This is a genomic window from Rhizobium sp. BK602 (assembly GCF_014195095.1).
Lineage (GTDB): Bacteria > Pseudomonadota > Alphaproteobacteria > Rhizobiales > Rhizobiaceae > Rhizobium.
This window is the reverse complement of sequence record NZ_JACIBC010000003.1, coordinates 534,799-559,615: the sequence shown is the minus strand read 5'-3', so window position 1 is coordinate 559,615 and position 24,817 is coordinate 534,799. Positions and strand designations below refer to the sequence as shown.

The following is a 24,817-nucleotide window of genomic DNA, read 5'->3' as shown; positions in this document are numbered from 1 at the left end:
CCGATGTTCTACGAGATCCGCACCTATCGACTGAAGAACGGCACGATCCCGCAATATCTGAAGGTCGTCGAGGAAGAGGGCATCGCCATCCAGAAAGCCCATCTCGGCAATCTGATCGGCTATTTCTTTTCCGAGATCGGGACCATCAACGAGATCGTCCACATATGGGCCTTTGCGAGCCTCGACGATCGCGAGGCGCGGCGCCAGAGGCTGGCCGCCGATCCGCAATGGCAGGCCTTCCTGCCGAAAATCCGCGACCTGATCGAGGTGGCCGAGAACAAGATTATGAAGCCGGCGAGCTTCTCTCCTCGGGGGATCAGTCCGCCCGCCGCATAAGGCATGCCTGTAAGACATTAAAAACAAGGACAAGGGAACATGAAAGCAAGAATTGCACTCGCGGCCTTTGCCGCGCTAATGGCAGTGTCCGGGGCCGCCAGGGCCGAGACGATCGTCTTTACCAGCTGGGGAGGAACGACGCAGGATGCGCAGAAAGCCGCCTGGGTAAACCCGTTTACCGAGAAGACCGGCATCGCCGTCGCGCAGGACGGCCCCACCGATTACGGCAAGCTGAAGGCCATGGTCGAGGCGGGTCAGGTGACCTGGGACGTCGTCGACGTCGAGGGCGACTATGCCGCCCAGGCGGGCAAGAGCGGCCTGTTGGAAAAACTGGACTTCTCCGTCATCGACAAGTCCAAGCTCGATCCTCGTTTCGTGACGGACTATTCGGTCGGCAGCTTCTATTATTCCTTCGTGATCGGCTGTAATGCCGATGCCGTCGGCGCCTGCCCGAAGACCTGGGCCGATTTGTTCGACACCGCGAAATTCCCCGGCAAGCGCACCTTCTATAAATGGTCGGCGCCGGGCGTGATCGAGGCGGCGCTGCTGGCCGACGGCGTTCCGGCCGACAAGCTCTACCCGCTCGATCTGGACCGCGCCTTCAAGAAGCTCAACACCATCAAGTCGGATATCATCTGGTGGTCGGGCGGCGCGCAGTCGCAGCAGCTTCTTGCATCGGCCGAAGCGCCGTTCGGAAGCCTGTGGAACGGCCGTATGACGGCGCTTGCCGCGAGCGGCGTCAAGACGGAGACCTCCTGGAGCCAGAACATCACGGCAGCCGATACTCTCGTCGTGCCCAAGGGCGCGCCCAATCTGGAGGCGGCGATGAAGTTCATCGCGCTGGCAACCTCCGCCCAGCCGCAGGCCGATATGGCGAAGGCGACCGGTTATGCGCCGATCAATGTCGACTCCGTCAAGCTGATGGACCCGGCTACCGCGAAGACCTTGCCAGACCAGCAGACTGCCAGCCAGGTCAATGCCGACATGAACTACTGGGCGGAAAACCGTGATGCCATCGGCAAGCGGTGGTATGCCTGGCAGGCCGAATAGGCCTAGGGATATCCTAAGGCGTTCCGCGGGCTGATCGTCCGCGGAACGGCAGGGGAGGGCCGGCGCCCGCGAGGGGGACGGCCATTCATCCGCGCCGATGGCGGGAAAGGAGTGCCATGTCGACATTTATGGATGCAGCCGGCGAAGCGGCGCCCGCGTCGCGGGCCGCCGGGCCCAACGGTTTTGGCGGCGTCATGCCGGCCCTGATCTTTGTCGGGATCTTCTTCGTCGTTCCCGTCGTGGCTCTCCTGTTGCGCAGTGTCATGGAGCCAGCTCCAGGACTTGGCAACTACGCCGAGTTGCTGGGGTCGGCGACCTATCTCAGAATCTTCGCCAATACCTTCATCGTTTCCGGGGTCGTCACCGTCATCTCGCTTCTGATCGGCTTTCCCGTTGCCTGGACGCTCGCGATCATGCCGACGCGCCTCGCCTCTGTGATCTTTGCGATCCTGCTGCTGTCGATGTGGACCAATCTGCTGGCGCGCACCTATGCCTGGATGGTGCTGCTGCAGCGCACCGGCGTCATCAACAAGATGCTGATGGCCGTGGGGCTGATCGACCGGCCGCTGCCGCTGGTCAATAATCTGACCGGCGTCACCATCGGCATGACCTATATCATGCTACCCTTCATCATCCTGCCGCTCTACGGCGTGATCCGGAAGATCGACCCGGCGGTCCTGCAGGCGGCCGCGCTTTGTGGAGCGAACCGCTGGCAGTGCCTGACCCGCGTCCTGCTGCCGCTTGCCGCGCCGGGCATGGCGGCCGGCGCGCTGATGGTCTTCGTGATGTCCCTTGGCTATTATGTCACCCCGTCGCTTCTCGGCGGCACAGCGAACATGATGCTCGCCGAACTGGTGGCGCAATTCGTGCAGTCGCTCGTCAATTGGGGCATGGGCGGAGCCGCAGCCCTGGTTCTCCTTGTCGTGACGCTCTCCCTCTATGCCCTTCAGTTGCGGCTGTTCGGCGTGCAGAACACGGGAGGGCGTTGATATGCTGCTCAATTTCGACCGTCTCGGCTGGTGGAAATATGTGCTTCTGGCGATCACGCTCCTGACCGCGGCCTTCCTGCTGCTGCCCATTCTCTTCATCGCGGCGCTGTCCTTCGGGTCGTCGCAATGGCTGATCTTCCCGCCGCCGGGCTGGACGCTGAAATGGTACGCCGAGCTTTTCGCCGATCCGCAGTGGCTCGCCTCTGCCTGGACGAGCTTCCGGATCGCCTCGATCGTCACGGTTCTTTCGGTGCTGCTCGGCCTGGTGACCTCATTCGGGCTGGTGCGCGGCACCTTCATGTTCCGGGACGCGCTGAAGGCCTTGTTCCTGACGCCGATGATCCTGCCGGTCGTTGTGCTCGCCGTTGCGCTCTATGCCTTCTTTCTGCGGATCGGGCTCGGCGGAACCACGGTCGGCTTCGTCATCTCCCATCTCGTTCTGGCGCTGCCGTTCTCCATTCTGTCGATCTCCAATGCGCTGGAAGGCTTCGACAAGTCCATCGAGGATGCCGCTGTGCTGTGCGGCGCCTCGCCGCTTGAAGCCAAGATCCGGGTGACGCTGCCGGCAATCAGCCACGGCCTGTTTTCCGCCGCCGTCTTTTCGTTCCTGACCTCCTGGGACGAGGTGGTGGTGGCGATCTTCATGGCGAGCCCGACGCTGCAGACATTGCCGGTGAAAGTATGGGCGACGCTGCGGCAAGACCTGACCCCGGTCGTTGCCGCGGCCTCGTCGCTTCTCATCCTCTTGACGATCATTTTGATGGCGCTCGTCGCAATCGCACGCAAGGTACTGAAATCATGAGCGAACCCTTCCTGAAGATCAAAGGTATCCGCAAGGAATATGGCCCGGTGGTCGCCGTTCACGATGTCAATCTCGAGGTTCGACGCGGCGAATTCCTGACCTTTCTCGGCCCCTCCGGTTCGGGCAAGAGCACGACGCTCTATATTTTGGCAGGCTTCGAAAATCCAACCAGGGGCGACATCACGCTCGACGGCCAGACCCTGCTGTCGACGCCTTCGCACAAGCGCAATATCGGCATGGTCTTCCAGCGCTACACCCTGTTCCCGCATCTGACCGTCGGCGAGAACATTGCCTTTCCGCTCAAGGTGCGGCGCAAGTCGAAGGCCGAGGTTGACGCCAAGGTCAAGGACATGCTCCGGCTTGTCCGCCTTGAAGGTTTCGAGGATCGCAAGCCGGCGCAGATGTCGGGCGGCCAGCAGCAGCGCGTCGCGCTTGCCAGGGCGCTGGCCTACGATCCGCCGGTGCTTCTGATGGACGAGCCGCTGTCGGCGCTCGACAAGAAATTGCGTGAGGAAATCCAGCACGAGATCAGGCGCATCCATCAGCAGACGGAAGTGACGATCCTCTATGTGACCCACGATCAGGAAGAGGCGCTGCGCCTGTCGGATCGCATCGCCGTCTTCTCCAAGGGCGTCATCGATCAGATCGGCACCGGCCCGGAACTTTACGCCAATCCGCGCACGCGCTTCGTTGCCGAGTTCATCGGCGACAGCGATTTCATCTCCTGCGATCTGTTGTCGTCGGACAATGGCCAGGCGACGATCTCGCTCGGTGGCAACTCGGTGTTCGAGCAGATTCCCGTGCATGGTCGGGCGGCCTCTGGCGGCAAGGCGGCGCTGATGCTGCGGCCGGAGCGCATTCGGCTGGGACGTAGCAATGGCGTGGGCAACGGCCTGAGTGCGACGGTCAGCGACATCACTTTCCTCGGCAACAATGTGCATGTGGCAACACAGACGGCGGCCGGCGAGGCGCTTTCGGTGCGCTTGCCGTTTGGGCACGAGGCAATTTCCGGGTTGAGCCGCGGCGACAGCGTTCATCTCGAATTCGATCCGGATGCTGCCCACGTCTTCTGTTAGGGAATACTGGCCGAGACGAGATTTTCATCGTCTCGCCTCCGCCGTTTCGCAAGAAAGCCGCTCCGTCCTGCGAGGAGACGGAGTGGCTGGTTTTGTTACATGCTATAGACCGTCCGTCTCGCCGTTACGGCAGGGTGACGATCTCCACCCAGTTGGCGCCGGCATCGACCGGATAGCGTTCGATCGGCGTCAGCGCGCCGTTTACCTGGTCGATGGCATAGACGGCGATCTTGTCGGATTTTTCGCCGGAAGCGACGAGGAAATGGCCCGACGGATCGATGCGGATGCCGCGGGGCTGCTTCTCGGTCGAATAATTGGTCACGTAGCTCAGCTTGCCGGTCCCGTCTTCCACCTGGAAAAGGGCGATCTTGCTGGTCGTGCGTTCGGTCGTATAGAGGAACTTGCCGTTCGGGGTGATGCCGATATCGGCCGCCCAGACCTTGGGCTTGCCGTCATCCGCGGGGGCTGCGACCGGCGCGGTGGCGTTGAACGGTGGGGGCGGGGGCGGCGCGATGCCCGGAGAAAGCCCGGCGTCACCCGGAACCGACGCGACGCTTTCGATCTCGCTCAGCGTGCCCTTGGCAGGGTCGAGAGCATAGTGGATCACATGCCCGGTCAGCTCGGTCAGCACGTAGACCGATTTGTTGTCCGGAGAGACGATGATGTGGCGAGGCCCGAAGCCCGGCTTGGTGGCGACCTGCGGCGGGTCGTTCGCCTCCAGCATGCCCGTTTGAGGATTGAGGACGAACTGCAGCACCGCGTCAGAGCCGAGATTGGTGGCGAAGACGAATTTGCCGCTCCGGTCGCCGACGATCGAATGCGCATTTCGGCCGGTGAGGATCACCTGGCGCGCGCCATCCTTTACGAGACCGTCCGCGCCGATGGGCAGCACGGCGATCTTGTTGCCGCCGTAGGACGAGGTGAAGAGGAGACGGCCCGTCAGATCGGTGGAGACATAGGGCATGCTGTCGGGCAGCGCCGCGACCGCTTCTTGCGAGAGCTTTCCGGTCTCGGGGTCGATGGCCAGCGTCAGCACCCGATAGGGCTGGGAGCGGATGACGGCATAGAGATGCTTCTTGTCCGGGCTGACGGTCATCGGCATGACCATCTTGCCGGCATCGAAGGTCGCGACCGGCGTCAGCGTGCCGGCCTTCTCATCCATGTTGAAGCTGTCGATCTTTCCGTCCGTCGCCGCCGAAACATAGACGAAGGTCCTGGCAAGCGCGCTGTCGGTCGCCATCAGCATCGCCGAGGCGGCGACCATCGAGGCAAAAATTCCAAATGATAGTCTGGCCATGAATATTCCCCTCCTGAAAAGATTGATCGCCGGTTTTGCCGGCGATCATATGTCCATTCGATTGTAATTTATGCGGCCTTGGCTGCCTTGATGATCTTTTCGAGCGCAGCCAGCTCCTCCGTTGTCAGGTCGGTCAGCGGCGGGCGCACAGGCCCCGGATCTTGTCCGAGCACCTGCAGGCCGGCCTTGATGATCGAGACGGCATAACCCTTCTTGCGATTGCGTAGCGCAACGAAGGGGAAGAAGAAGCCCTTGAGGATTTCGTCGACGGTTGCCTGATCGCCGGTCCGCAGCGCGCCGTAGAAGCGCTGCGCGAGCGCCGGTATGAAGTTGAAGACGGCGGAGGAATAGGTGGTGACGCCGGCGGCGAAGTAAGCCTGGGCGTAGACTTCGTGCGTCGGCATGCCGCCGACATAGACCAGGCGGTCCTGGAGCTTGGTGGTGATCTCGATCACCTTGTCGACATCGCCGACACCGTCCTTGAAGCCGATGAGGTTCGGGCATTCGTCGGCAAGCCGCGCGATGCTGTCGGCGTTCAGGACCGCGTTGTCGCGGTTATAGACGATGACGCCGATGCCGACGGACTGGCAGACTGCCTTCACATGGGCGATCAAGCCCTCCTGTTCGGCAAACATCAGATAGGGCGGCAGCAGCAGCAGGCCGTCGGCGCCGGCCTTTTCGGCCGCCTTGGCGATCTCGACGGCGATGGAGGTGCCGTAGCCGGTGCCGGAGATGATCGGCGTATTGCCGGCCGATGCCTTGGCGGCGCGCACGACCTGTGGGACTTCGGCCGGGTTGAGCGAGAAGAATTCGCCAGTGCCGCCGGCGGCGAAGAGGGCCGCCGCATCATAGCCGGCCAGCCATTCGACGTGGCGGCGATATTTCGCCTCGTCGAATTTCAATTCGCTGTCGAAATGGGTGACGGGAAAGGACAGCAGACCGCTGCCAACAGCCTTTTTGAGTTCAATCGGGTTCATCTTGGAATCCTGTTATCGATCGGTATGGGCAATGGTTCTCAGGCGTTTTCAAGCGACTGAACGAGAGCGGCGATGTAGCCGTAGCAGAAGGCGAAGGCGACGCCGGTCGGATCGCGGCCGCTGATGGTCGGCACATGATCGGGCATCAGCATGTATTGATAGCCGACTTCCTTGTAGATCCTGGCGGATCGAACCATGTCCATGTCGCCTTCGTCCGGGAAGGTTTCCATGAAGGAAAGCTTGCCGCCACGGATGTTGCGGAAGTGGACATTGAAGATTTTGCCGCGCGTGCCGAACCAGCGGATGATATCGTCGATTTCCTCGCGCGGATTGTCGAGCATCTCGCCGATCGAGCCCTGGCAGAAATTGAGGCCGTGATAGGGGCTTTCGCGCATCAGCACGAATTTCTTCAGGCCCTCGACCGAGCCGAGGACGCGGGTGACGCCGCGATAGCCCGGCGGCGTGTAGGGGTCGTGCGGATGGCAGGCGAGGCGGACACGGTTGCTCTCGGCCACGGGAACGACACGTTCGAGGAAATAGTCGATCCGTTCCCAGTTCTCGTCCTCGGACAAGACGCCCGCCAGGCCGGGTGCGGCGTCATGGTCCGCCTTGTCCCAGCGGAAGCTTGCATTCAGCGAACCGCCGCGACCCAGTTCATCGGGAGTGCGGGGAATGCCGATCAGGTTGAGATTGTATTTTGCGGCCGGAATGCCGGCTGCGGCAACATCCTCGATCAGCTTGCAGACGGCATCGATCTGCCGGTCGCGATCGGGACCGGCGAGCAGAATGTCGGGATAGGAAGCCTGCTCGATCGGATTGGAAGGCAGGGGGAGCTGGATCATGTCCAGGATGAGGCCAAAGCTCTCGACCTTGTCGCGAAAGCGCTGAAGATCGGACAGTGTCCAGCTTTCGGGCTTTCCGGGCGGGTCAGCGCAAATGCGCTTCAGCCCCAATTGCGCGAAGACGCGGTAATCGTCGTCGTCCCGCGCGCCGACCTGTGTTCCTGCATACACCGAGGGTCTCTCCCATGAGATTGATAGATGTCATATGACATAATATGAATTTCATGACGTGTCGAGAGCTATTGCTGCTCGGCGAGCATGCGATAGCGCCTTTGGCTGGCAAGCATGTGCGCCCGCATCGCCTGGCGGGCGCGTTCGGGATCCTGATCGGCGATGGCCGCCAGGATCTCCCCGTGCTCGGCATGGACCTTGGCGAGATAGGCGGGGTCGTTGGCTTCGGGCAGATTCGGAAACTGGCCGCGCGGTATAGTGCGCGCCCCGAAATGCCGGAGGACGTCGACATAGAATCGATTGTTTGTGGCGGCGGCGATTGCCATGTGGAATTCGTAATCGGCATCGACCGTGGACTGGCCGAGCTCGATCAGCGCGGCCATTTTCCGGTTGGCGGCGCGGATGGCGGCTTCCTGCTCGGCGGTGCGGCGATAGGCGGCGATTGCTGCGGCTTCGCCTTCGGCGGCCATTCGGAACTCCAGCAATTCCAGCGTTTCCGGGATGCTTTTGATTTCCACCGGCGTCAGCGATAGGCCGGGGCGTTCCGTCAGGTCGGCGACAAACACGCCCTTGCCCTGGATCGGTTTGACGAGGCCGGCAGCCCTAAGGTCGGCGATCGCCTCGCGCACGACGGTGCGGCTGACGCCGAAGGTGGCCTCGAGCTGGGGTTCGGTGGGCAGCTGGTCGCCGGTGCGCAGCTTGCCGGTTTCGATCTGGCCGCGCAATTGGTCGATGACTTGTTGCGCGAGTCTTTGTCTGCCCCGATTGACGGTTGTCATTCTTTTGTCCCCCAGCCCATTTATATCGAGCCACTTACCCAGGTCTTGCCAAGCATGTCGATCTCCGATAAATCATAATACGACATACGGACGACATCATACGTATTCTATAGTAATCCAGGGAGGAGCCATAATGAAGCACTTTTCGAAGGCTATGTTCGTTGGCGTTGCGATCGGCATGCTGACATGGACGGCGCCGCAGCTTCAGGCCGCCACGCCTAAGGATCAATTGGTGATCGGCACGTCGCTTGCGCAGGTGTTGTCTCTGGACCCGCAGCAGGCCACCGAGCCCAAGGCGCTCGAAATCCTCGCAAACCTTTACGATCGTCTTGTTGCAACGACGGCGGACGGCAAGATCGTGCCGCAGCTTGCCGAGAGCTGGACGGATGACGGCAAGTCGCTGACGCTGAAATTGCGGGATGCCGCCTTCGTCTCGGGCAATCCGGTCACGGCCAACGACGTGGTCTTCTCCATTACGCGGTTGCTGAAGCTCAATCAGTCCGGCTCATCCTATTTCAAGCGCATCGGCTATTCCACCGACACGATCGCCAATCAGCTGCATGCGGTCGACGCCAAGACAGTGCGCATCGACCTGACGGACAAGGTGACGGCCGAGGGGCTGCTCTATCGGCTTGCGCTCGGCGTTTCGAGCATCGTCGACAGCGTCGAGGTGCAGAAGCACATTGTCGACGGCGATTCCGGCAATGCCTGGCTGCGCACCCATTCGGCCGGTTCGGGTCCTTTCACCTTGAACAAGTGGACCCCGAACGAGATCGTCATCCTGGATGCCAACAAGGCCTATGTCGGCGGCGCACCGAAAATGCGCCGCGTCATCGTTCGCCATGTTCCCGAAAGCCAGGTCGAGCGGCTGATGCTCGACCGCGGCGATATCGACATCGGCAATGCGCTGTCCAAGTCCGATCTCGAGACGTTCGAGACCAAGAGCAACTTCGTCATCCAGCGCGTGCCAACGGGCGGTTTCTACGTGCTCGCCATGAATGCCGGCAACCAATATCTTTCCAATCCGAAGGTCCGCGAAGCCATCGCCTACGGCATCGACTACAAGGGCATCGAAAAGACCATCATGGGTCCCTATGGCCGGGCAAGGAATATTCCCGTTCCGGAGAACTTCGACTATGCCATCCCGAACCCGGACTGGCACCTCGACGTCGACAAGGCAAAGCAGTTGCTGGCCGAAGCGGGATATAAGGACGGCTTTTCGCTGACGCTGAAGACGATTTCGCAGACACCGCGCATCGATCTGGCCACCGCCATCCAGGCCTCGCTCGGTCAGATCGGCATCAAGGTCGAGATCCAGCAAGGCAACGGCTCCGAAATCATCGCCGCCCACCGTGCGCGCAACTTCGATCTTCTGCTGCCGCAGACGAGTTCGCTGATGCCGAACGTGCTCGGCTCGATGGACGATTTCGCCAACAATCCGGACAACCGGCTCGAGGCCAACAATGCCGGCAATTTCGCATGGCGCTCGGCCTGGGATATCCCCGAGCTGACCGCTTTGTCGGAAAAGACCGCGGTGGAGCCCGATGCCAAGAAGCGGGCGGAACTCTATGCCCAGATGCAGCAGAAGTTCGTCGATCTGAAGCCGGCGCTTCTGCCGCTGTTCGAACGCTTCGAGCCCCTCGTTCTCTCCGGCAGGGTCAAGGGCTACTTCGGGCATCCCAACCAGATGACCCGGCTTGAAAACGTGACCAAGGCTGAGGCCGAATAAGCAATCGAAAGCAGCCGATCATGAAGGAACTATCCGCAGCCGAACTGGGCAGACGCATCGTGCATCTGATCGTCAGCCTGTTCATTCTCCTATGTGTCACCTTCGTGATCGGCCGCGTTCTGCCGGCCGATCCGGTGGGGGCGATCGTCGGTGAGCTGGCCGATCCCGCCGCCTATGCGGCGATGCGCCAGCGGCTCGGATTGGATCTTCCCGTTTACGAACAGTTCTTCATCTATCTGAAGGGCTTGGCGCATGGTGATTTCGGCACGGCGATCCTGACGGGAAACCCCGTCTCCGCCGACCTCGCCCAGGCCTTTCCCGCGACCTTCGAGCTCGCGACGTTCGCTGTCATCATCTCGACCTTCGTCGGCGTGCCGCTGGGGCTCGTCGCGGCGCTGTTTCGCGACAGTCTTATCGACAAGATCGCCCGCATCATCGCCCTCGTCGGCCACTCCATCCCGGTCTTCTGGTTCGGGATCGTCGGTCTCGTCGTTTTCTATGCCGGCCTGAACTGGGTTGGCGGCCCCGGCCGGGTCGATGTCTATTATGAAGGCATCGTCACGCCGCAGACCGGCCTGCTGCTGGTGGACAGCCTTCTGCAGGGCGAGACGGACATCTTCTGGAACGCGCTCGGCCACATCATCCTGCCCGCCTTCATTCTCGCCTATGCGGCGGTCGCCTATATCACGCGCATGACCCGCAGCTTCACGCTGGAGCAGCTCAGCCAGGATTATGTGATCGCGGCGCGCGCCAAGGGCGTCAGCCCGGCGCGCACCATCATCGGCCACGTCCTTCCCAACATCGCGGTGCAGCTGATCACCATTCTCGCCATTTCCTATGGCGGGCTGCTCGAAGGTGCTGTGGTGACCGAAATCGTCTTTTCCTGGCCGGGTATCGGCCAGTACATGACGAATGCCCTGATGATCGGCGACATGAATGCCATCCTCGCCGCGACCATCATCGTTGGATTCTTCTTCATGCTCCTGAATTTCCTGGCGGATATCGCCTATGCCGTCTTCGATCCGCGCACCAGGGAGGCCGCCCGATGAGCGATGCGATCCATGCGGAAATGGCGGTCCGCCCGCCGAACCTGATCAGCCGCGTCGCGACGTCGCTGAAGCGCGCCGGCGGCAAGCTCGCCCAAGAGCCGCTTGGCCTGACGGGCTTCGTCATCCTCGGTCTGCTGTGCCTGATCGCGATCTTCGCGCCGGTGCTTGCGCCCTACGATCCGAACGTCCAGGTGCTTTCCGACGCGCTGAAGCCGCCGAGCCTCGCGCATCTGGCCGGCACCGATGAATTCGGCCGCGATATCCTGAGCCGGCTGATCTTCGGCACGCGCATCACCATCCAGACGGTGCTGTCGATTTCGGTGATCGTCGGGCCGATCGGGCTCGTCATCGGCGTGGTCGCCGGCTTCTTCGGCGGCCGCATCGATGCCGTTCTGATGCGCGCCACCGACATCGTGCTGTCCTTCCCGTCGCTGATCCTGGCGCTGGCCTTTGCCGCAGCACTCGGCGCCGGCCTCACGACGGCAATCATTGCCATTTCGCTGACGGCCTGGCCGCCGATCGCGCGGCTGGCACGCGCCGAAGCGCTCGTGGTGCGCAATACCGATTATGTCGCGGCCGCCCGGCTCTACGGCGCATCGAAATTGCGCATCCTGTTCTTCTATATCGCGCCCATGTGCGTTCCTTCCGTCATCGTGCGCCTGACGCTCAATATGGCGGGCATCATCCTGACGGCCGCCTCGCTCGGCTTTCTCGGCCTTGGTGCCCAGCCGCCGGCGCCGGAATGGGGCGCAATGATCTCCAACGGACGCAAATACATGTTGGATTTCTGGTGGGTCGCCGTCATGCCCGGCATTGCTATCCTCCTGGCAAGCCTCGCCTTCAACATTGCCGGCGATGCGCTGCGCGATATTCTGGACCCTCGCCATGCAAGATCGTGATCTCCATCCCGTCCTTTCCGTAAAGGGGCTGAATGTCCGCTTCGGCCGCAATTCGGTCGCAGCGGTTTCGAATGTCAGCTTCGATGTCGGGCGCGAGCGCGTCGGCATCGTCGGCGAGTCCGGCTCCGGCAAGTCCACCACTGGGCGCGCGATCATGCGCCTGCTGCCGCCGAGCGCGAGCGTTACCGCCGAGCGGCTCGACCTGAGTGGGACTTCCCTGCTCGACAAGTCAGAGCGGCAGATGGGCGGCCTGCGCGGCAAGGACATCGCGCTGATCATGCAGGACCCGCGCTATTCCCTCAATCCGGTCCTGACCGTCGGCAAGCAGATCGCCGAGGCGGCGCGGCTGCATCTGGGCCTGCGCGGCAGCAAGGCGAGGGATGCGGCGCGCGCCATGCTCGAGCGCGTCCGCATCAACGATCCGGAGCGCGTCATGACGCTCTATCCGCACCAGATCTCGGGCGGCATGGGCCAGCGCGTCATGATCGCGATGATGCTTCTTGCGAAGCCGAAGCTTGTGATTGCCGACGAGCCGACCTCGGCGCTCGACGTCAGCGTTCGCAAGGATGTCCTCACCCTGCTCGACGAGCTGGTGCGTGAAAACGATTCAGGCCTGCTGCTGATCAGCCACGATATCCGCATGGTCGCGGCCTTCTGCGAACGCATCATCGTCATGTATTCCGGCCGTATCGTCGAGACCCTGACGCGTCTGGAAGATGCCCAGCATCCCTATACGCGCGGCCTGATGTCCGCGCTTCCCGATCCGCATAAGCCGGTGCGCCGCCTGACGGTGCTCGACAGGGCCAAGCTCGATCTGGAGACCAGCCGATGATTAGCGTTCGTGATCTTGATGTCGTCTTCACCTCCGGCAAGACGGAAAACCATGTCGTCCGGCGTGTCAGCTTCGATGTTGGCAAGGGCGAGACCCTGGGCATTGTCGGCGAGTCCGGATGTGGCAAGTCGACTGTGTTGCGCTGCCTAGCCGGCATGGAGAAGGGCTGGTCCGGCGACATTGGCCTCGCTGGCAAAGCTGTCGGCAAGGTCCGCACGCGCGATGAATTGCGCCAGGCCCAGATGGTGTTTCAGGACCCTTATGGATCGCTGCATCCGCGTCACCGCATCGGCACGGCGCTTGCCGAGCCATTGCGGGCCATGGGACATGGCGATGTCTGGACAAAGGTCGAAAAAGCCTTGCGCCAGGTCGGCCTGCCGCCGGCTTTCGCCAACCGTTACCCGCACGAGCTTTCCGGCGGCCAGCGGCAGCGCGTGGCCATCGCCCGCGCCCTGATCCTGGAACCGCCGATCCTGCTGCTCGACGAGCCGACCTCGGCGCTCGACGTTTCGGTCCAGGCTGAGATTCTCAACCTTTTGGCTGACCAGCGCGACGAACGTTCGCTGACCTATGTTCTCGTCAGCCATGATCTGGCCGTCATCGCCCATATGTGCGACCGCGTCCTGATCATGAAGGGCGGTATTTTCGTGGACGAGCTGACCAAGGCAGACCTGCAGGCCGGCGTCACGCATGACGCCTATACGCGCGAGCTGTTCGAGGCGAGTTTCATCTAGGTCGGTGCGAGAGGCTGCTATCGTCAGCGTGCCATCGGGCTCGCGGCGATGGCTGTATGCCGCAACATATCTCAACATTATCGAACACAGCGTTACACGCATCTTTGATATTCCGGGGGACCTCAATCTTCGGATTACGATCGTGTCACATCCAACCAATGCCAGGCTCTTGACCCTGTGCGGCCTGCCCATCATCGATCTGGAAGCTTGCGTGCTGCGTAATGCTCGGAAGCCGTCGCGTGACATATAGGCACCCAGATGAGATAATGTCGCGCGCGATGGATCGTGCGACGGGTACTCAAACGAAGGCAGTGGCCTGCGAAATGGCAATGTTCGACCAATCCCATATTCTGATCGTCGAGGACGATGCCGACATAGCGCATATGCTGGTCGAACTGGTGAAGAGCAACGGCTTCGAGGCCATGTCGGCCGCAAGCGGTGGTGAAATGGATCGCCTGCTGATGCGCCACAAGTTCGATCTTATCATTCTGGACGCGATGCTGCCCGGTGAAGATGGCTTCAGCATTTGCCGTCGGCTTCGGGCGTCGCGTTCGATCCCCATCCTGATGCTGACGGCGCTCAGGGAAGATCTCGACCGCATTCTCGGCCTGGAGCTGGGGGCGGACGATTATGTCACCAAGCCTTTCAATTCTCGCGAACTGCTCGCTCGCATCAAGAGCATCCTGCGGCGGGCCTCCTTATCCCAGCAGCCGGATGAGAGCCTTGCGCCGATGACCTTTGCCGGGTGGCGCATCGATCCGAAGAGCCGGCAGCTCTTCGACGCCGATGGTGCCGAAGTTTCCATGACGACGGCGGAGTTCGACCTTCTGCTCGCCTTTTGCTGTAATCCGAACAAGGTGCTGACCCGCGAACAGCTTTTGTCCATGACGCATGCGGGCTCGGCGGGACCGGTCGAGCGCAGCATCGATGCCCATATCAGCCGCGTCCGGCAGAAGATCGAGCCAAATCTCAAGGAGCCGAGCTTCATCAAGACCGTGCGCCTGGGAGGGTATTTGTTCGCCTCCAAGGTGGAGCGAGAGACGTGACAAGCCTGCGCACCGCCTCGATCCGCACGCAGATACTCGTGTTGGCGACCTTTCTGATCATTCTCGTCTCGGTGGTCGCGACGCTGTCCGAGCCGTTCATCTATGGGCGGCATGACAAGGGTCTTCAGATCGGCCTGTTTGCCGGGCGTGTCGAGATGATTCTGGATGAGTATCGGCGCGCCCGCTCTTCCGAGGAGGAGGACGCCGTGCTGAAAACTGCCGCGAAGCTCGGAATTTCGGTGGAGCGAGCGTCCGCCGCCCAGATGCCGGCGCAGGGTGCGATCGATCCGAGCGCCGCCGACGATGTTTTGAAAGCCGTGCGGGCACGGCTTGAAAGCAGCTTTGCTCAAACGCTCCAACAATTTTTTGAGAGTGGGTCGCCTCCGGATTTTCTGGTGCTGAGGGTCGATGCGGAGCGGGCACTCGTTTTTCACATGCCCGTGTTCTCGCGTACCCTGTGGCTTTTCCCGGCGGTGGCGAGCGGCATATTGAAGATCGTCATTCCGTTGGCGCTGCTCGCCTATTTCAGCAGCTGGCTGATCACCAGGCCGGTGACGCGCTTTGCCCTGGCCGCAGAGCGGGCGAGCATGGACGACAGCCTGGAGAAGCCTTTCGTTGCCGATGGTGCATGGGAAATGCGCAGCCTTGCCGCCTCGCTGAACGTCATGCGAAGCCGCATCCTCGAAATGGTCGACAGCCGCACAAGAATGCTGAGTTCCATTAGCCACGATCTCAGGACGCCGTTGACACGGCTTCGGATGCGCGCGGAGCGCTGCGAACAGCCGGAACTGCAGCGCCAGATGCTGGCCGATATCACCACGCTGAGCTCGATGATCGACGAGAGCCTGGCTTTCCTCACCAATGCCTCCCACCGCGTGCCGTCCCGCAAGGTGGATATTTCGAGCCTGCTGCAAACCATAGCGAGCGATTTTTCCGACACCGGCATCGATGTCAGCTTTTCCGGGCCTCGTCGGCTGATCTGCATGTGCAAGCCCCAGGCTCTCACGCGCGCGGTGACCAACGTTGTCGAGAATGCTTCCCGCTACGCGACGCGTATCGAGATCGAGCTGCAAAGCACCAGCGATGCCGGCGTCCTGATCAGGGTCAGCGACAATGGTCCCGGTCTGTCCGACAAGCTCAAGGTGCGGGTTCTCGAACCCTTCTTCAAGGCCGACAAGGCCCGGACCACGGGGGCGGGCGGCGGTTTCGGTCTCGGCCTTCCCACGGCCGAGGGCATCGTTCGCAAGGGGCATAACGGCACGCTCAGGCTGCTGGATCGCGAGCCGCATGGCCTGGTCGTCGAGATCACCTTGCCGCCGGTGCAGGATGAGGCGACGGGGCATCTTTCCGGCGCGCCGAAGACGTCGCCCTCGGCAGGCTGATCCTTCGTTCCATTGGCAAGTCCCGCGTCCCGGCAATGAAGCGATTGCCGGGGCCTCGGCGCGCGCTTTTCATAAGCTGTCACAGGCGCGAACATTTCCGAACATGAAAGAAAACACCGCAATACGGCGTTTCAATAGAACTGGCCGCAGCACCCCGCCGCATTTTTCCAGGAGCCAGATTCTTGCCAAGAACATCTATCGTCAGCGTCGCGCTGATCGCCCTATGCTCGTCCGTTGCCGGTTGCACGACCGCGGACCCCACCGTCTATTCCGGCCTGGCGTCGGCACCGCAGCTGCAGCCGAACACGCAGGATGAGACCGGCCGCACACCCTATCGCTATAAGGGACATGTAGACTGGCGGCAGTACAACAAGATCATCGTTGACCCCGTCACCGTCTATAGTGGTTCGGACAACCAGTTCGTGAAGATCGCGGATGACGACAAATCCCTGCTGGCCGCCTATATGCAGGACCAGTTCACGCAGAAGCTGAGAACGCGCTTCGCGATCGTCAACGCTCCGAGCCCAGGCACGCTCAGACTGCACCTGACCTTGACGGGCGCCAAGGATACAACTCCGGTGCTTGGGCCGTTCTCGCATATCGATGTTGGCGGCGGCGCGATCAACGCCGTTCAGGCGGTTCGCGGCCGCGAAGGTACGATGGCGGGCTCGGTGAGCTACGCAGTTGAAATCTACGATGCGCCGAGCAATCGCCTGCTGGCGGCCTATGTCACCAAGCAATATCCCAATGCGATGAATGTCGGCGCGACCTTCTCGCGGCTGGAAGGTTCGAAGGTTGGCATCCGCAAGGGCGCCGATGCCCTGCTCGCGGATATGCAATAGATCCCGCGGCCGCGCAGGTCGGAAAACGGAAAAGGCCGCGTGCATCGATTGCACGCGGCCTTTTCCAGTCAGGTGACTGGCGGGGTCAATCGCCGAGCCCTGCCGCGGTTTGGGCAGCGGGTTCTATCGGATCGAGATCGTAGATTTCCGTCAGGACTTTCAGGATTTCGATCACGCCGGGATGATCGCACGAATAGTATCTGAACTGTGCGTGACGGCGAAACTTGACCATTCCCGCTAGATGAAGACGCGTCAGGTGCCGGCTGAGGGCCGGCTGCGATATGCCGATCCTTCTGGCGAGGTTGTTGACGTCCTCTTCCCCGGCCAACAGCAATGTACAGGCTTGCAGCCGACGCGGGTGGGCAAGTTGGCTCAGGAGATCGGCATGGTATGCAATGCGCTGGTCATCTGTTGCGGGGTCTGAATACATCGACTGATCGGCTGTTGAGGACGAATATGATTGACCCAGATAGGACCTCCGGGAACTCCGATACTACGCGCAGCGGTTGTCTGGTTTTGTTCTGTTTTGTTAAATTATGTTGCTCGGGGTGAGGGGCGGGTTCGTTCCGCGTCATAGGTTCGCGCGATGGGGGGAATGTATCGCCGATCGGGCCGTTTGCGATAAACTGTAACAAAAACGAACCGATTGCCTTGTTTTTGTCAGGCTTTTGACATCGCGCCGCTATGGAGAGGGGGTATTGCATGGGGCATGAACAAGGAGATAGCCATGACCCATAAAGAATTGACGATTGCCGACGTTCTCAATGATCCATTGATCCGCCAGCTGATGCGCGCCGATCGCATCTCCCATGCCGGCATGGCCGCCCTGCTGCAGGAGGCGGCGCGCAAGCTGAAGACGACCGCGGGATCGCGCAACGCGCCCGAGATGAACATCGGCTTGCAGGCAGGTTCGAACGCGGCCACGGTTGCGGGCTTTCGCCCAGCCGCCATGCGCCGGGCCTGCTACGACATGGCTGCCGTCCGTGACGACGGGCTGCGATATCAATCATGCGGCCGCTGATGGCCGCTTTCGCTGAAGCCTAGCGTCCAGATGCTTGTCGCGTGCTTCGGCGTGCGACAAGCGGGATTCCCGCACCAGCAGGTGCGCAGAGCCTTTGTGGCGACCGCTCTCGCTCCATCCCATGGACCGAGGATCACCCCCAGCGCCTGGCTTGCCGCCGGCGACCGACAATATCTTTGATTATTTTCTCCGGCAAACTCAGAAAAAAATGGGGAGGGGGCCGGTATTTGCGCATCTTGGCCTTGCTATTTCCCCCGACGAGATTTGATTGCCTCCCCAGGTGAAGACCTTCATCTGCCGGTCGCCCGGCGCCAATCGTCGCAAGGGCCAATTTCCGCAGATTGCTCGAGGCGCCTATCGGCCGAAGCGTTCTTCTCCTTAGGATTTACGGGGACACAAGTCAGATGAATTCGCACGTCAATGATCTCAACGCTCTCGTCCAGGAGCTGTCATCGCGGCAAGAGCAGCATTTGATCGAGGTCCGCCGTGACATCCACGCCCATCCCGAAACAGGTTTCGATGTTATCAGGACGAGCGGCGTGGTCGCTCGCGAGCTCGCCGGTCTCGGCATCGAGCATCAGACCGGCATCGGCCGCACCGGCGTCGTCGGCTTCATCAAGGGTGGTCGTCCGGGGCCGACCTTGCTCATTCGGGCCGACATGGATGCCTTGCCGATGCAGGAGCAGACCGGCCTGCCGTTCGCCAGCCGCATCGAAGGCAAGATGCACGCCTGCGGCCACGATTTGCACACGGCAACGCTGATCGGTGTCGGCGCGATCCTGAAGGAGATTGCTCCGCGCCTCAGCGGCAATGTGAAACTGATGTTCCAGCCGGCCGAGGAAACCCAGGAAAGCGGCGCGGCGGCCATGATCGCCGACGGCGTGCTCGAGGGGGTCGACTATGCGCTCGGTTTCCACAACTATCCGGACGAGCCGGTCGGGACGTTCAGCTTCATCCGGGGCATATCGAACGGCTCCTCCGACGAGTTCGACATCACGATCCATGCCAAATCCGGCCATGCAGCGCGCCCGCATGCGGCGATCGACCCCGTCGTCGCCACGGCGCATCTGATCACCCAGTTGCAGGCGATCGTTTCGCGCGAGGTCGACCCCATGCGCCCGGCGGTGCTGACCGTCGGTTCCATCCATGGCGGCAATACCCACAATATCATTCCCGACTCCGTTGCCATCATGGGGACGGTTCGGTGCCAGGATGCGGAATCGCGCGATGTGATCGAGGCGGCGATGCGGCGGGTCTGCGAAGGGCTGGAGGCATCCATGCGCGTTCGCTGCGAGATCAACTATGTGCGCGGCGTACCCTCGCTGATCAATGACGAGCATCTTCTGACGACCACCATGGCGGCGATCCGCGAGCACTATGGCGATGTCGTCCTGGAGCGTGAGGCGGGTCTCGGCGCGGAAGATTTCGCCCTGGTGGGCGCGAAGGTTCCGGCCTTCCAGTTCGGCGTCGGCTCCTCCCAGGAAGGCCGCAACGACCGGGTCCACAATTCCGACTACCAGCCCGACGAGCGCTGCATCGCAAACGGTGTCGTTGCGCTGTCGCTGGCGGCCGTGAAGCTTCTTGCATGACGCGTATTGCCATCTGTCGCGGCAGGGGAGCGGTTCTGTATTTTGTTTTTCCCCGTGACGTTGATTTTTGGCAAGAATTTGCGCGCCTGATATGAGCCGATACCATAGGACATGTGCCGCGCGGCCGCCCAATGCGACGCCGGAAGCCACAAGATGAAGAGGAACAGATTGTAATGCCGGGAGAAAAGACGATTTCGAACATCCTGCAGCCGACACGGCGCCGGTTCCTGCAAACCGCGGGCGCCCTGTCGGCGACGCTTTCGGCCGGCGGGCTTCTGCTTCCCGGCAGCGCCGCGGCGCAGGCGGAAACGCCGGTCAGGGGCGGGCATCTCGTACTCGGTCTCGATACGGCCTCCAGCTCGGACCGGCTCGATCCAGCCTTCTACACCGAAGCCTATATGTACACGGTCGGATTCCAGCTCTTCAACACCGTCGTCGAGCTCGGCCCGGATGGCAAGCTGATCGGCGCGCTTGCCGAAAGCTGGGAACCGGCGACGCCTGACGGCAGCAAGTGGGTCTTCAAGCTGAAGAAGGGCATCCAGTTCCACAACGGCAAGGAACTGACCGCGCAGGACGTCGTCTATTCGCTCAATCATCATCGCGGCGAAAAGAGCAATTCCGGCGGCAAGGGCCAGCTTTTGGCGGTTACCGACATCAAGGCGACCGATACGCATGAGGTCACGGTCACGTTGAGCGCCGGTAACGCCGATTTTCCGGCCGCTCTGGTCGATTATCATCTCGGCATCGGTCCCGACGGCAGCGATTTCGACAAGGGCGTCGGCACCGGCGCCTTCATCCTCGAAGACTTCCAGCCGGGCGTTCGTGCGCTCACCAAGCGCAATCCGAATTACTGGGCTTCGGACCGTGCCTTCGTCGATTCCGTCGAAACCATCGCCATGAGCGACGCCACGGCCCGCATGGCGGCGCTGCTGAGTGGCCAGGTGCACATCATCAACCGCGTCGAGCCGCGTGCCGTCAGCCGCCTGACCGCTCGTCCGGGCGTGCAGATCCTGCGCTCGCAGGAAAACACGATGTTCTGCTTCCCGATGCGCGTCGACACGGCTCCTTACAACAATCTCGACCTGCGGCTGGCGCTGAAATATGCGATCGACCGCGAGGAGTTGCAGAAGAGCCTGCTCGTCGGTACCGGCGCCATCGGCAACGACAATCCGATCGCCTCCTGGAACCCCTATTTCGCCAAGGATATTCCGCAGCGGCCCTACGACCCCGAAAAGGCGGCCTTCCACTTCAAGAAGGCGGGTTCGCCCGGCGGCATCCAGCTCAGCGCTTCCGACAACGGCTTCCCCGGCTCGGTCGACGCGGCGCAGCTTTATCAGGCTTCCGCCGCCAAGGCCGGCATCACCATCGATGTCGACCGCGTTCCCTCCGACGGATATTGGGACGAGGTATGGCTGAAGAAGCCGTTCGTCGCCTCCAACTGGTCGGTGCGCCCGACGGCAGACGCCATGCTGTCGCTCATTCTCCAGTCGGATGCACCATGGAACGAGACTGCCTGGCGTGACGAAGCCTTCGACAAGCTGCTGGCGGCGGCCCGCGTCGAGCTGGACGAGACCAAGCGCAAGCAGATCTATCACGACCTGCAGCTGAAGCTGGTGGACGAGGGCGGCGAGATCATCCCGCTTTTCGTCGACAATCTGGCGGCCGCCAGCGACAAGGTCGGCGGCTATGTTCCGGTGCCGGGCGGCGGCGATCTCAGTGGTTACCGCATCGCCGAGCGCGCATGGCTCAAGGCATAACCATCCTGCCAGGCAAAGTTAATGTCCCCGGATCGTCATCCGGGGGCTCTTTTTTCAGGTGAAGGCCGCTAAAGCGTTGCGCCTGCCGCTCATTCGCGATAGCGGCCATGCGTGGAATGTTTCGGGATGGACAGATGAGCAACCAGCCTCTGGCTGAGGAAATCCAGCTTGATGCGCAAGCCTCGAAAGCGTCGGCGCGCAAATCCGCCGGCGCCTATCTGCTGCGCCTGCTCGTCAAGCGTCTGGCGCTCGGTCTCGTGCTCTTATGGGCGGTTTCGCTCGTCATCTTCGCCGGCACGCAGATCCTGCCCGGCGATGTCGCGACCGCCATGCTCGGCCAGCAGGCTACGCCCGAAGCCGTTGCCAGCATCCGCAAGGAGCTCGGCCTCGAGAAGCCCGCGCCGCAACGCTATGTCGAATGGCTGGGCGGGGCTCTGCATGGTGATTTCGGGCGCAGCTACAGCAATCGCCAGGATATTGCCAAGAGCATCGCACCGCGACTGAAGAACACGCTTTATCTGGCAGCGATGGCCGCGGTCGTTGCCGTGCCCCTGTCTATCCTGCTCGGCATTCTGTGCGTGCTTTATGCCGGGACCTGGATCGACAGGACGATCGGCATCGTCACGCTCAGTGCCATATCGCTGCCCGAATTCTTCGCCGGCTATCTGCTGATCGCCTATTTCTCGGTCAGTCATTTCTGGCTTCCGAGCAGCGCCACCGTCTCCGATGCCATGCCGTTGGGGCAACGCCTCATCACCATGCTGCTTCCCTGCCTGACGCTCGTTCTCGCGGTTGTCGGTCATATGATGCGCATGACGCGCGCGGCGCTTCTGAACGTCATGGCCTCTCCCTATATCGAAACGGCCTTCCTGAAGGGTCTGCCCGGCTGGCGCATCGTCTGGAAGCATGCGCTGCCGAATGCGCTGTCGCCGATCGTCAACGTGGTGGCGCTCAATCTCGCCTATCTCATCGTCGGCGTCGTCGTGGTCGAGGTGATCTTCGTCTATCCCGGCATGGGACAATATCTCGTCGATCACGTCGCCAAGCGTGACGTGCCGGTTGTGCAGGCCGCCGGCCTGATCTTCGCGGCCGTCTATATCCTGCTGAACATCGTCGCCGACATGGTTTCCATCCTTGCCAATCCCAGACTGAGGCATCCGCGATGAGAAATCTGCCGCGCCTGACGCCTCTTGCCGTATTCGGTTTTGCCGGCGTCGTGATCTTTCTCGTCCTGGCGCTGCTGGCGCCATGGATCGCGCCGCATCCGGTCTCGCAAGTGGTCGGCGGCGTCTGGGATACGCCGTCCGCCGGCGCCTTCCTCGGCACGGACAATATCGGCCGCGATCTGTTCTCGCGCCTGCTCTGGGGCGCGCGCATTACCTTCGTCATCGCCGCCCTTGCGACCCTCCTTGCCTTCGTCATCGGGGTCTCGCTCGGATTCTACGCCGCCGTGCGCCGCGGTTTCGTCGATCAGGTGCTGTCGCGCCTCAACGATTTGGCCATGGCGATCCCGACCTTGATCCTGGCGCTGGTCGTGCTTGCCGTTTTGCCGAAAACCATGATCGTGCTCGTCCTGGTAATGGCCATGCTCGATGCGACGCGGGTTTTCCGCGTCAGCCGGGCGCTTGCCAGCGATCTCGTCACCCTGGATTATGTCGAGGTAGCGCGGCTTCGCGGCGAGGGATGGGGATGGATTATCTTCCGGGAAATCCTGCCGAATGCGCTGTCGCCATTGCTTGCCGAATTCGGCCTGCGCTTCGCTTTCGCCATTCTCTTCCTGTCGACGCTTTCTTTCCTTGGCCTCGGCGTGCAGCCGCCGATCGCCGATTGGGGCAGTCTCGTCAAGGAGAACAAGGATGGACTGGTGTTCGGTGTTTTCGCCGCCCTTATCCCCGGTGCGGCGATCGCCATTCTCGTCATCTCGGTCAATCTCGTGGTGGACTGGATGCTCCAGAAGACGACCAGCCTGAAAGGCATGCGGCGCGATGGCTGAGACGCTTCTCAAGATCACCGATCTGGAAATCAAGGCCGGCGAACAGACCATCGTCGAGAAGGTATCGTTGACGCTGCAAAAGGGGCGGGTTCTCGGGCTGATCGGCGAATCCGGTGCGGGCAAATCCACGATCGGCCTTGCCTCGCTCGGCTATAGCCGCGACGGCCTGCGTATCACCGGCGGCCGCGCCGAGCTCAACGGCATCGACATATTGGCGTTGCGCGGCAGCGACTCCCGACGCCTGCGCGGCGCCGCCGTCACCTATGTCGCCCAGTCGGCGGCGGCGGCCTTCAACCCGGCCCATCCGCTGATCGACCAGGTGATCGAGGCCACGCTCTGGCATGGCCTGATGAGCCGCCGCGATGCGGTGGCGCGGGCTAAGGAGCTGTTTGCCCTGCTTGGGTTGCCCGATCCGCAGAATTTCGGCGACCGCTATCCGCATCAGGCATCGGGCGGCCAGTTGCAGCGGGCGATGACGGCCATGGCGCTGTGCCCGCATCCGGAATTGATCGTCTTCGACGAGCCGACGACCGCGCTCGACGTAACCACACAGATCGAGGTTCTCGCCGCCATCAAGCAGGCGATCGAGAAGACGGGAACGTCGGCGCTCTATATTTCGCATGACTTGGCCGTCGTGGCGCAGGTGGCCGACGAGATTCTGGTGCTGCGGCACGGCCGGATGGTGGAACACGGCTCTGTCGACCGCATCTTCAACGCCCCGCAGCAGGATTATACGCGGCAGCTCGTGTCGATGCGGCAGTCCGAAAAGCCGGCCGAGGCGTCGCCAATCGCTGCTGAGCCGCTGCTGAGCATCACCGATGTCGAGGCCGGCTATACGGCCGGCACGACTGTGCTCAAGGGTATCACCCTTGAGATCGGCCGCGGCGAGACATTGGCGGTCGTCGGTGAATCCGGCTCGGGTAAATCGACGCTGGCGCGGGTCGTCACGGGCCTGCTGCCGGCCGCCAAGGGCAGCCTGCATTTCGATGGGCAGGTACTGCCGGGTGATCTTGGCTCCCGTTCGCGGGAGATCCTGCGCGACATCCAGATCGTCAACCAGATCCCCGATCTGGCGCTCAATCCGCGCCAGACGGTCGAGGCGATCCTGGCCCGACCTCTGGCTTTCTATTTCGGCTTACGCGGGCCTGAGCTCGACAGGCGTGTGACGGCGCTGCTCGACCATGTCGAACTCGCCAAGACCATGCGCGGCCGCTATCCCTCGGAACTGTCCGGCGGCCAGAAGCAGCGCATCTGCATTGCGCGCGCTCTTGCGGCAGAGCCCAAATTGATCATCTGTGACGAGCCGACCTCGGCACTCGATCCGCTGGTGGCCGAGGGCATTCTCGGGCTGCTGACGCGGCTGCAGCAGGAAAGCGGCACGTCCTATCTCTTCATCACGCATGATCTCGCCATTGTGCGTGCCATCGCCGATACGGTCGCCGTCATGCTGGACGGCAATTTAGTGCGCTATGGCCGCAAAAGCGAAGTTCTGGCGCCGCCTTTCGATCCCTATACGGAAAAGCTGATCGCCTCCGTGCCCGAGATGCGTCCGGGTTGGCTGGACGCGGCGATTGCCAGGCGCAGGTTAGACAACCCGGCGCTTTGAATGCAGCCGGCAACAAGAA

General features: G+C 62.0%; 24 protein-coding genes. 19 read left to right on the top strand and 5 right to left on the bottom strand.

Annotated elements, in window-relative coordinates; all coding sequences use genetic code 11:
- Nucleotides 1-3: 3 nt before the first annotated feature.
- From FHX11_RS12960 to FHX11_RS12940, 5 genes are all read left to right on the top strand, one after another.
- Nucleotides 4-336 (top strand): NIPSNAP family protein, encoded by a 333-nt coding sequence (locus FHX11_RS12960; RefSeq protein WP_184358033.1) that lies wholly within the window; start codon nt 4-6, stop codon nt 334-336.
- Nucleotides 337-375: 39 nt separating this feature from the next.
- The gene (locus FHX11_RS12955; RefSeq protein WP_184358032.1) at nt 376-1,386 is read left to right on the top strand and encodes an ABC transporter substrate-binding protein; all 1,011 of its coding nucleotides are present in this window, start codon (nt 376-378) and stop codon (nt 1,384-1,386) included.
- A gap of 116 nt (nt 1,387-1,502) precedes the next feature.
- Nucleotides 1,503-2,375, top strand: a complete 873-nt coding sequence (locus tag FHX11_RS12950) for an ABC transporter permease (RefSeq protein ID WP_184358031.1) — start codon at nt 1,503-1,505, stop codon at nt 2,373-2,375.
- 1 nt (nt 2,376) lies between these two features.
- Complete coding sequence (locus FHX11_RS12945; protein WP_184358030.1) at nt 2,377-3,177, top strand: ABC transporter permease; 801 nt, start codon at nt 2,377-2,379, stop codon at nt 3,175-3,177.
- Nucleotides 3,174-4,253: an ABC transporter ATP-binding protein gene (locus FHX11_RS12940; RefSeq protein ID WP_184358029.1), complete on the top strand. Its 1,080-nt coding sequence runs from the start codon at nt 3,174-3,176 to the stop codon at nt 4,251-4,253. The genes FHX11_RS12945 and FHX11_RS12940 overlap by 4 nt, the downstream gene beginning before the upstream one ends.
- Nucleotides 4,254-4,377: 124 nt before the next feature.
- On the opposite strand, the gene FHX11_RS12935 is transcribed toward FHX11_RS12940, so the two are convergent.
- The 4 genes from FHX11_RS12935 to FHX11_RS12920 form a co-directional block, all read right to left on the bottom strand.
- Nucleotides 4,378-5,550 (bottom strand): beta-propeller fold lactonase family protein, encoded by a 1,173-nt coding sequence (locus tag FHX11_RS12935; protein ID WP_184358028.1) that lies wholly within the window; start codon nt 5,548-5,550, stop codon nt 4,378-4,380.
- A 68-nt stretch (nt 5,551-5,618) separates the two neighbouring features.
- Complete coding sequence (kdgD, locus tag FHX11_RS12930; protein WP_184358027.1) at nt 5,619-6,527, bottom strand: 5-dehydro-4-deoxyglucarate dehydratase; 909 nt, start codon at nt 6,525-6,527, stop codon at nt 5,619-5,621.
- A 38-nt stretch (nt 6,528-6,565) separates the two neighbouring features.
- Nucleotides 6,566-7,540 carry a mannonate dehydratase gene (locus tag FHX11_RS12925; protein ID WP_184358026.1) on the bottom strand — a complete coding sequence of 325 codons (975 nt, stop codon included), beginning with the start codon at nt 7,538-7,540 and terminating at the stop codon, nt 6,566-6,568.
- Between the two features lie 68 nt (nt 7,541-7,608).
- A complete protein-coding gene (locus FHX11_RS12920) occupies nt 7,609-8,319 on the bottom strand; it encodes a FadR/GntR family transcriptional regulator (RefSeq protein ID WP_184358025.1) in 711 nt (236 codons plus the stop codon).
- 133 nt (nt 8,320-8,452) lie between these two features.
- Between FHX11_RS12920 and FHX11_RS12915 the strand changes: the two genes are divergently transcribed.
- The 8 genes from FHX11_RS12915 to FHX11_RS12880 all read left to right on the top strand — a co-directional run bounded on the left by FHX11_RS12915 (nt 8,453) and on the right by FHX11_RS12880 (nt 16,832).
- A complete protein-coding gene (locus tag FHX11_RS12915; RefSeq protein WP_184358024.1) occupies nt 8,453-10,048 on the top strand; it encodes an ABC transporter substrate-binding protein in 1,596 nt (531 codons plus the stop codon).
- Nucleotides 10,049-10,068: 20 nt separating this feature from the next.
- Nucleotides 10,069-11,097, top strand: a complete 1,029-nt coding sequence (locus tag FHX11_RS12910) for an ABC transporter permease (protein WP_184358023.1) — start codon at nt 10,069-10,071, stop codon at nt 11,095-11,097.
- Nucleotides 11,094-11,996 carry an ABC transporter permease gene (locus FHX11_RS12905; protein ID WP_184358022.1) on the top strand — a complete coding sequence of 301 codons (903 nt, stop codon included), beginning with the start codon at nt 11,094-11,096 and terminating at the stop codon, nt 11,994-11,996. Before FHX11_RS12910 ends, FHX11_RS12905 begins: the two co-directional genes overlap by 4 nt.
- On the top strand, nt 11,983-12,828 hold the full coding sequence (locus FHX11_RS12900) for an ABC transporter ATP-binding protein (protein WP_184358021.1): 846 nt from the start codon (nt 11,983-11,985) through the stop codon (nt 12,826-12,828). The genes FHX11_RS12905 and FHX11_RS12900 overlap by 14 nt, the downstream gene beginning before the upstream one ends.
- Complete coding sequence (locus tag FHX11_RS12895; RefSeq protein ID WP_184358020.1) at nt 12,825-13,562, top strand: ABC transporter ATP-binding protein; 738 nt, start codon at nt 12,825-12,827, stop codon at nt 13,560-13,562. The genes FHX11_RS12900 and FHX11_RS12895 overlap by 4 nt, the downstream gene beginning before the upstream one ends.
- A gap of 323 nt (nt 13,563-13,885) precedes the next feature.
- Nucleotides 13,886-14,608, top strand: a complete 723-nt coding sequence (locus FHX11_RS12890; protein ID WP_184358019.1) for a response regulator transcription factor — start codon at nt 13,886-13,888, stop codon at nt 14,606-14,608.
- Nucleotides 14,605-15,990 carry a HAMP domain-containing sensor histidine kinase gene (locus FHX11_RS12885; protein WP_184358018.1) on the top strand — a complete coding sequence of 462 codons (1,386 nt, stop codon included), beginning with the start codon at nt 14,605-14,607 and terminating at the stop codon, nt 15,988-15,990. The genes FHX11_RS12890 and FHX11_RS12885 overlap by 4 nt, the downstream gene beginning before the upstream one ends.
- Nucleotides 15,991-16,172: 182 nt before the next feature.
- On the top strand, nt 16,173-16,832 hold the full coding sequence (locus tag FHX11_RS12880) for a DUF3313 domain-containing protein (protein ID WP_184358017.1): 660 nt from the start codon (nt 16,173-16,175) through the stop codon (nt 16,830-16,832).
- Between the two features lie 85 nt (nt 16,833-16,917).
- Here FHX11_RS12880 and FHX11_RS12875 read toward each other — a convergent pair whose 3' ends face one another.
- Nucleotides 16,918-17,262, bottom strand: coding sequence for a metalloregulator ArsR/SmtB family transcription factor (locus FHX11_RS12875; RefSeq protein ID WP_184358016.1), 345 nt, complete (start codon nt 17,260-17,262; stop codon nt 16,918-16,920).
- 297 nt (nt 17,263-17,559) lie between these two features.
- Between FHX11_RS12875 and FHX11_RS12870 the strand changes: the two genes are divergently transcribed.
- From FHX11_RS12870 to FHX11_RS12845, 6 genes are all read left to right on the top strand, one after another.
- A complete protein-coding gene (locus FHX11_RS12870) occupies nt 17,560-17,853 on the top strand; it encodes a hypothetical protein (protein ID WP_184358220.1) in 294 nt (97 codons plus the stop codon).
- Between the two features lie 404 nt (nt 17,854-18,257).
- Nucleotides 18,258-19,442: a M20 family metallopeptidase gene (locus FHX11_RS12865; RefSeq protein ID WP_184358015.1), complete on the top strand. Its 1,185-nt coding sequence runs from the start codon at nt 18,258-18,260 to the stop codon at nt 19,440-19,442.
- A gap of 173 nt (nt 19,443-19,615) precedes the next feature.
- The gene (locus tag FHX11_RS12860; RefSeq protein WP_184358014.1) at nt 19,616-21,199 is read left to right on the top strand and encodes an ABC transporter substrate-binding protein; all 1,584 of its coding nucleotides are present in this window, start codon (nt 19,616-19,618) and stop codon (nt 21,197-21,199) included.
- A gap of 134 nt (nt 21,200-21,333) precedes the next feature.
- Nucleotides 21,334-22,365 carry an ABC transporter permease gene (locus FHX11_RS12855; RefSeq protein WP_184358013.1) on the top strand — a complete coding sequence of 344 codons (1,032 nt, stop codon included), beginning with the start codon at nt 21,334-21,336 and terminating at the stop codon, nt 22,363-22,365.
- Nucleotides 22,362-23,192: an ABC transporter permease gene (locus FHX11_RS12850; RefSeq protein ID WP_184358012.1), complete on the top strand. Its 831-nt coding sequence runs from the start codon at nt 22,362-22,364 to the stop codon at nt 23,190-23,192. Before FHX11_RS12855 ends, FHX11_RS12850 begins: the two co-directional genes overlap by 4 nt.
- A complete protein-coding gene (locus tag FHX11_RS12845) occupies nt 23,185-24,798 on the top strand; it encodes an ABC transporter ATP-binding protein (RefSeq protein WP_184358011.1) in 1,614 nt (537 codons plus the stop codon). The genes FHX11_RS12850 and FHX11_RS12845 overlap by 8 nt, the downstream gene beginning before the upstream one ends.
- The last annotated feature ends 19 nt before the right edge of the window (nt 24,799-24,817 follow it).

Excerpts from the sequence above, each read along its gene's own strand:
- FHX11_RS12960 (WP_184358033.1), top strand. The coding sequence starts at position 4 with ATGTTCTACGAGATCCGCACCTATCGACTGAAGAACGGCACGATCCCG.
- FHX11_RS12955 (WP_184358032.1), top strand. The coding sequence starts at position 376 with ATGAAAGCAAGAATTGCACTCGCGGCCTTTGCCGCGCTAATGGCAGTG.
- FHX11_RS12950 (WP_184358031.1), top strand. The coding sequence starts at position 1,503 with ATGTCGACATTTATGGATGCAGCCGGCGAAGCGGCGCCCGCGTCGCGG.
- FHX11_RS12945 (WP_184358030.1), top strand. The coding sequence starts at position 2,377 with ATGCTGCTCAATTTCGACCGTCTCGGCTGGTGGAAATATGTGCTTCTG.
- FHX11_RS12940 (WP_184358029.1), top strand. The coding sequence starts at position 3,174 with ATGAGCGAACCCTTCCTGAAGATCAAAGGTATCCGCAAGGAATATGGC.
- FHX11_RS12935 (WP_184358028.1), bottom strand. The coding sequence starts at position 5,550 with ATGGCCAGACTATCATTTGGAATTTTTGCCTCGATGGTCGCCGCCTCG.
- kdgD (WP_184358027.1), bottom strand. The coding sequence starts at position 6,527 with ATGAACCCGATTGAACTCAAAAAGGCTGTTGGCAGCGGTCTGCTGTCC.
- FHX11_RS12920 (WP_184358025.1), bottom strand. The coding sequence starts at position 8,319 with ATGACAACCGTCAATCGGGGCAGACAAAGACTCGCGCAACAAGTCATC.
- FHX11_RS12915 (WP_184358024.1), top strand. The coding sequence starts at position 8,453 with ATGAAGCACTTTTCGAAGGCTATGTTCGTTGGCGTTGCGATCGGCATG.
- FHX11_RS12910 (WP_184358023.1), top strand. The coding sequence starts at position 10,069 with ATGAAGGAACTATCCGCAGCCGAACTGGGCAGACGCATCGTGCATCTG.
- FHX11_RS12905 (WP_184358022.1), top strand. The coding sequence starts at position 11,094 with ATGAGCGATGCGATCCATGCGGAAATGGCGGTCCGCCCGCCGAACCTG.
- FHX11_RS12900 (WP_184358021.1), top strand. The coding sequence starts at position 11,983 with ATGCAAGATCGTGATCTCCATCCCGTCCTTTCCGTAAAGGGGCTGAAT.
- FHX11_RS12895 (WP_184358020.1), top strand. The coding sequence starts at position 12,825 with ATGATTAGCGTTCGTGATCTTGATGTCGTCTTCACCTCCGGCAAGACG.
- FHX11_RS12890 (WP_184358019.1), top strand. The coding sequence starts at position 13,886 with ATGGCAATGTTCGACCAATCCCATATTCTGATCGTCGAGGACGATGCC.
- FHX11_RS12875 (WP_184358016.1), bottom strand. The coding sequence starts at position 17,262 with ATGTATTCAGACCCCGCAACAGATGACCAGCGCATTGCATACCATGCC.
- FHX11_RS12870 (WP_184358220.1), top strand. The coding sequence starts at position 17,560 with ATGACCCATAAAGAATTGACGATTGCCGACGTTCTCAATGATCCATTG.
- FHX11_RS12865 (WP_184358015.1), top strand. The coding sequence starts at position 18,258 with ATGAATTCGCACGTCAATGATCTCAACGCTCTCGTCCAGGAGCTGTCA.
- FHX11_RS12860 (WP_184358014.1), top strand. The coding sequence starts at position 19,616 with ATGCCGGGAGAAAAGACGATTTCGAACATCCTGCAGCCGACACGGCGC.
- FHX11_RS12855 (WP_184358013.1), top strand. The coding sequence starts at position 21,334 with ATGAGCAACCAGCCTCTGGCTGAGGAAATCCAGCTTGATGCGCAAGCC.
- FHX11_RS12850 (WP_184358012.1), top strand. The coding sequence starts at position 22,362 with ATGAGAAATCTGCCGCGCCTGACGCCTCTTGCCGTATTCGGTTTTGCC.
- FHX11_RS12845 (WP_184358011.1), top strand. The coding sequence starts at position 23,185 with ATGGCTGAGACGCTTCTCAAGATCACCGATCTGGAAATCAAGGCCGGC.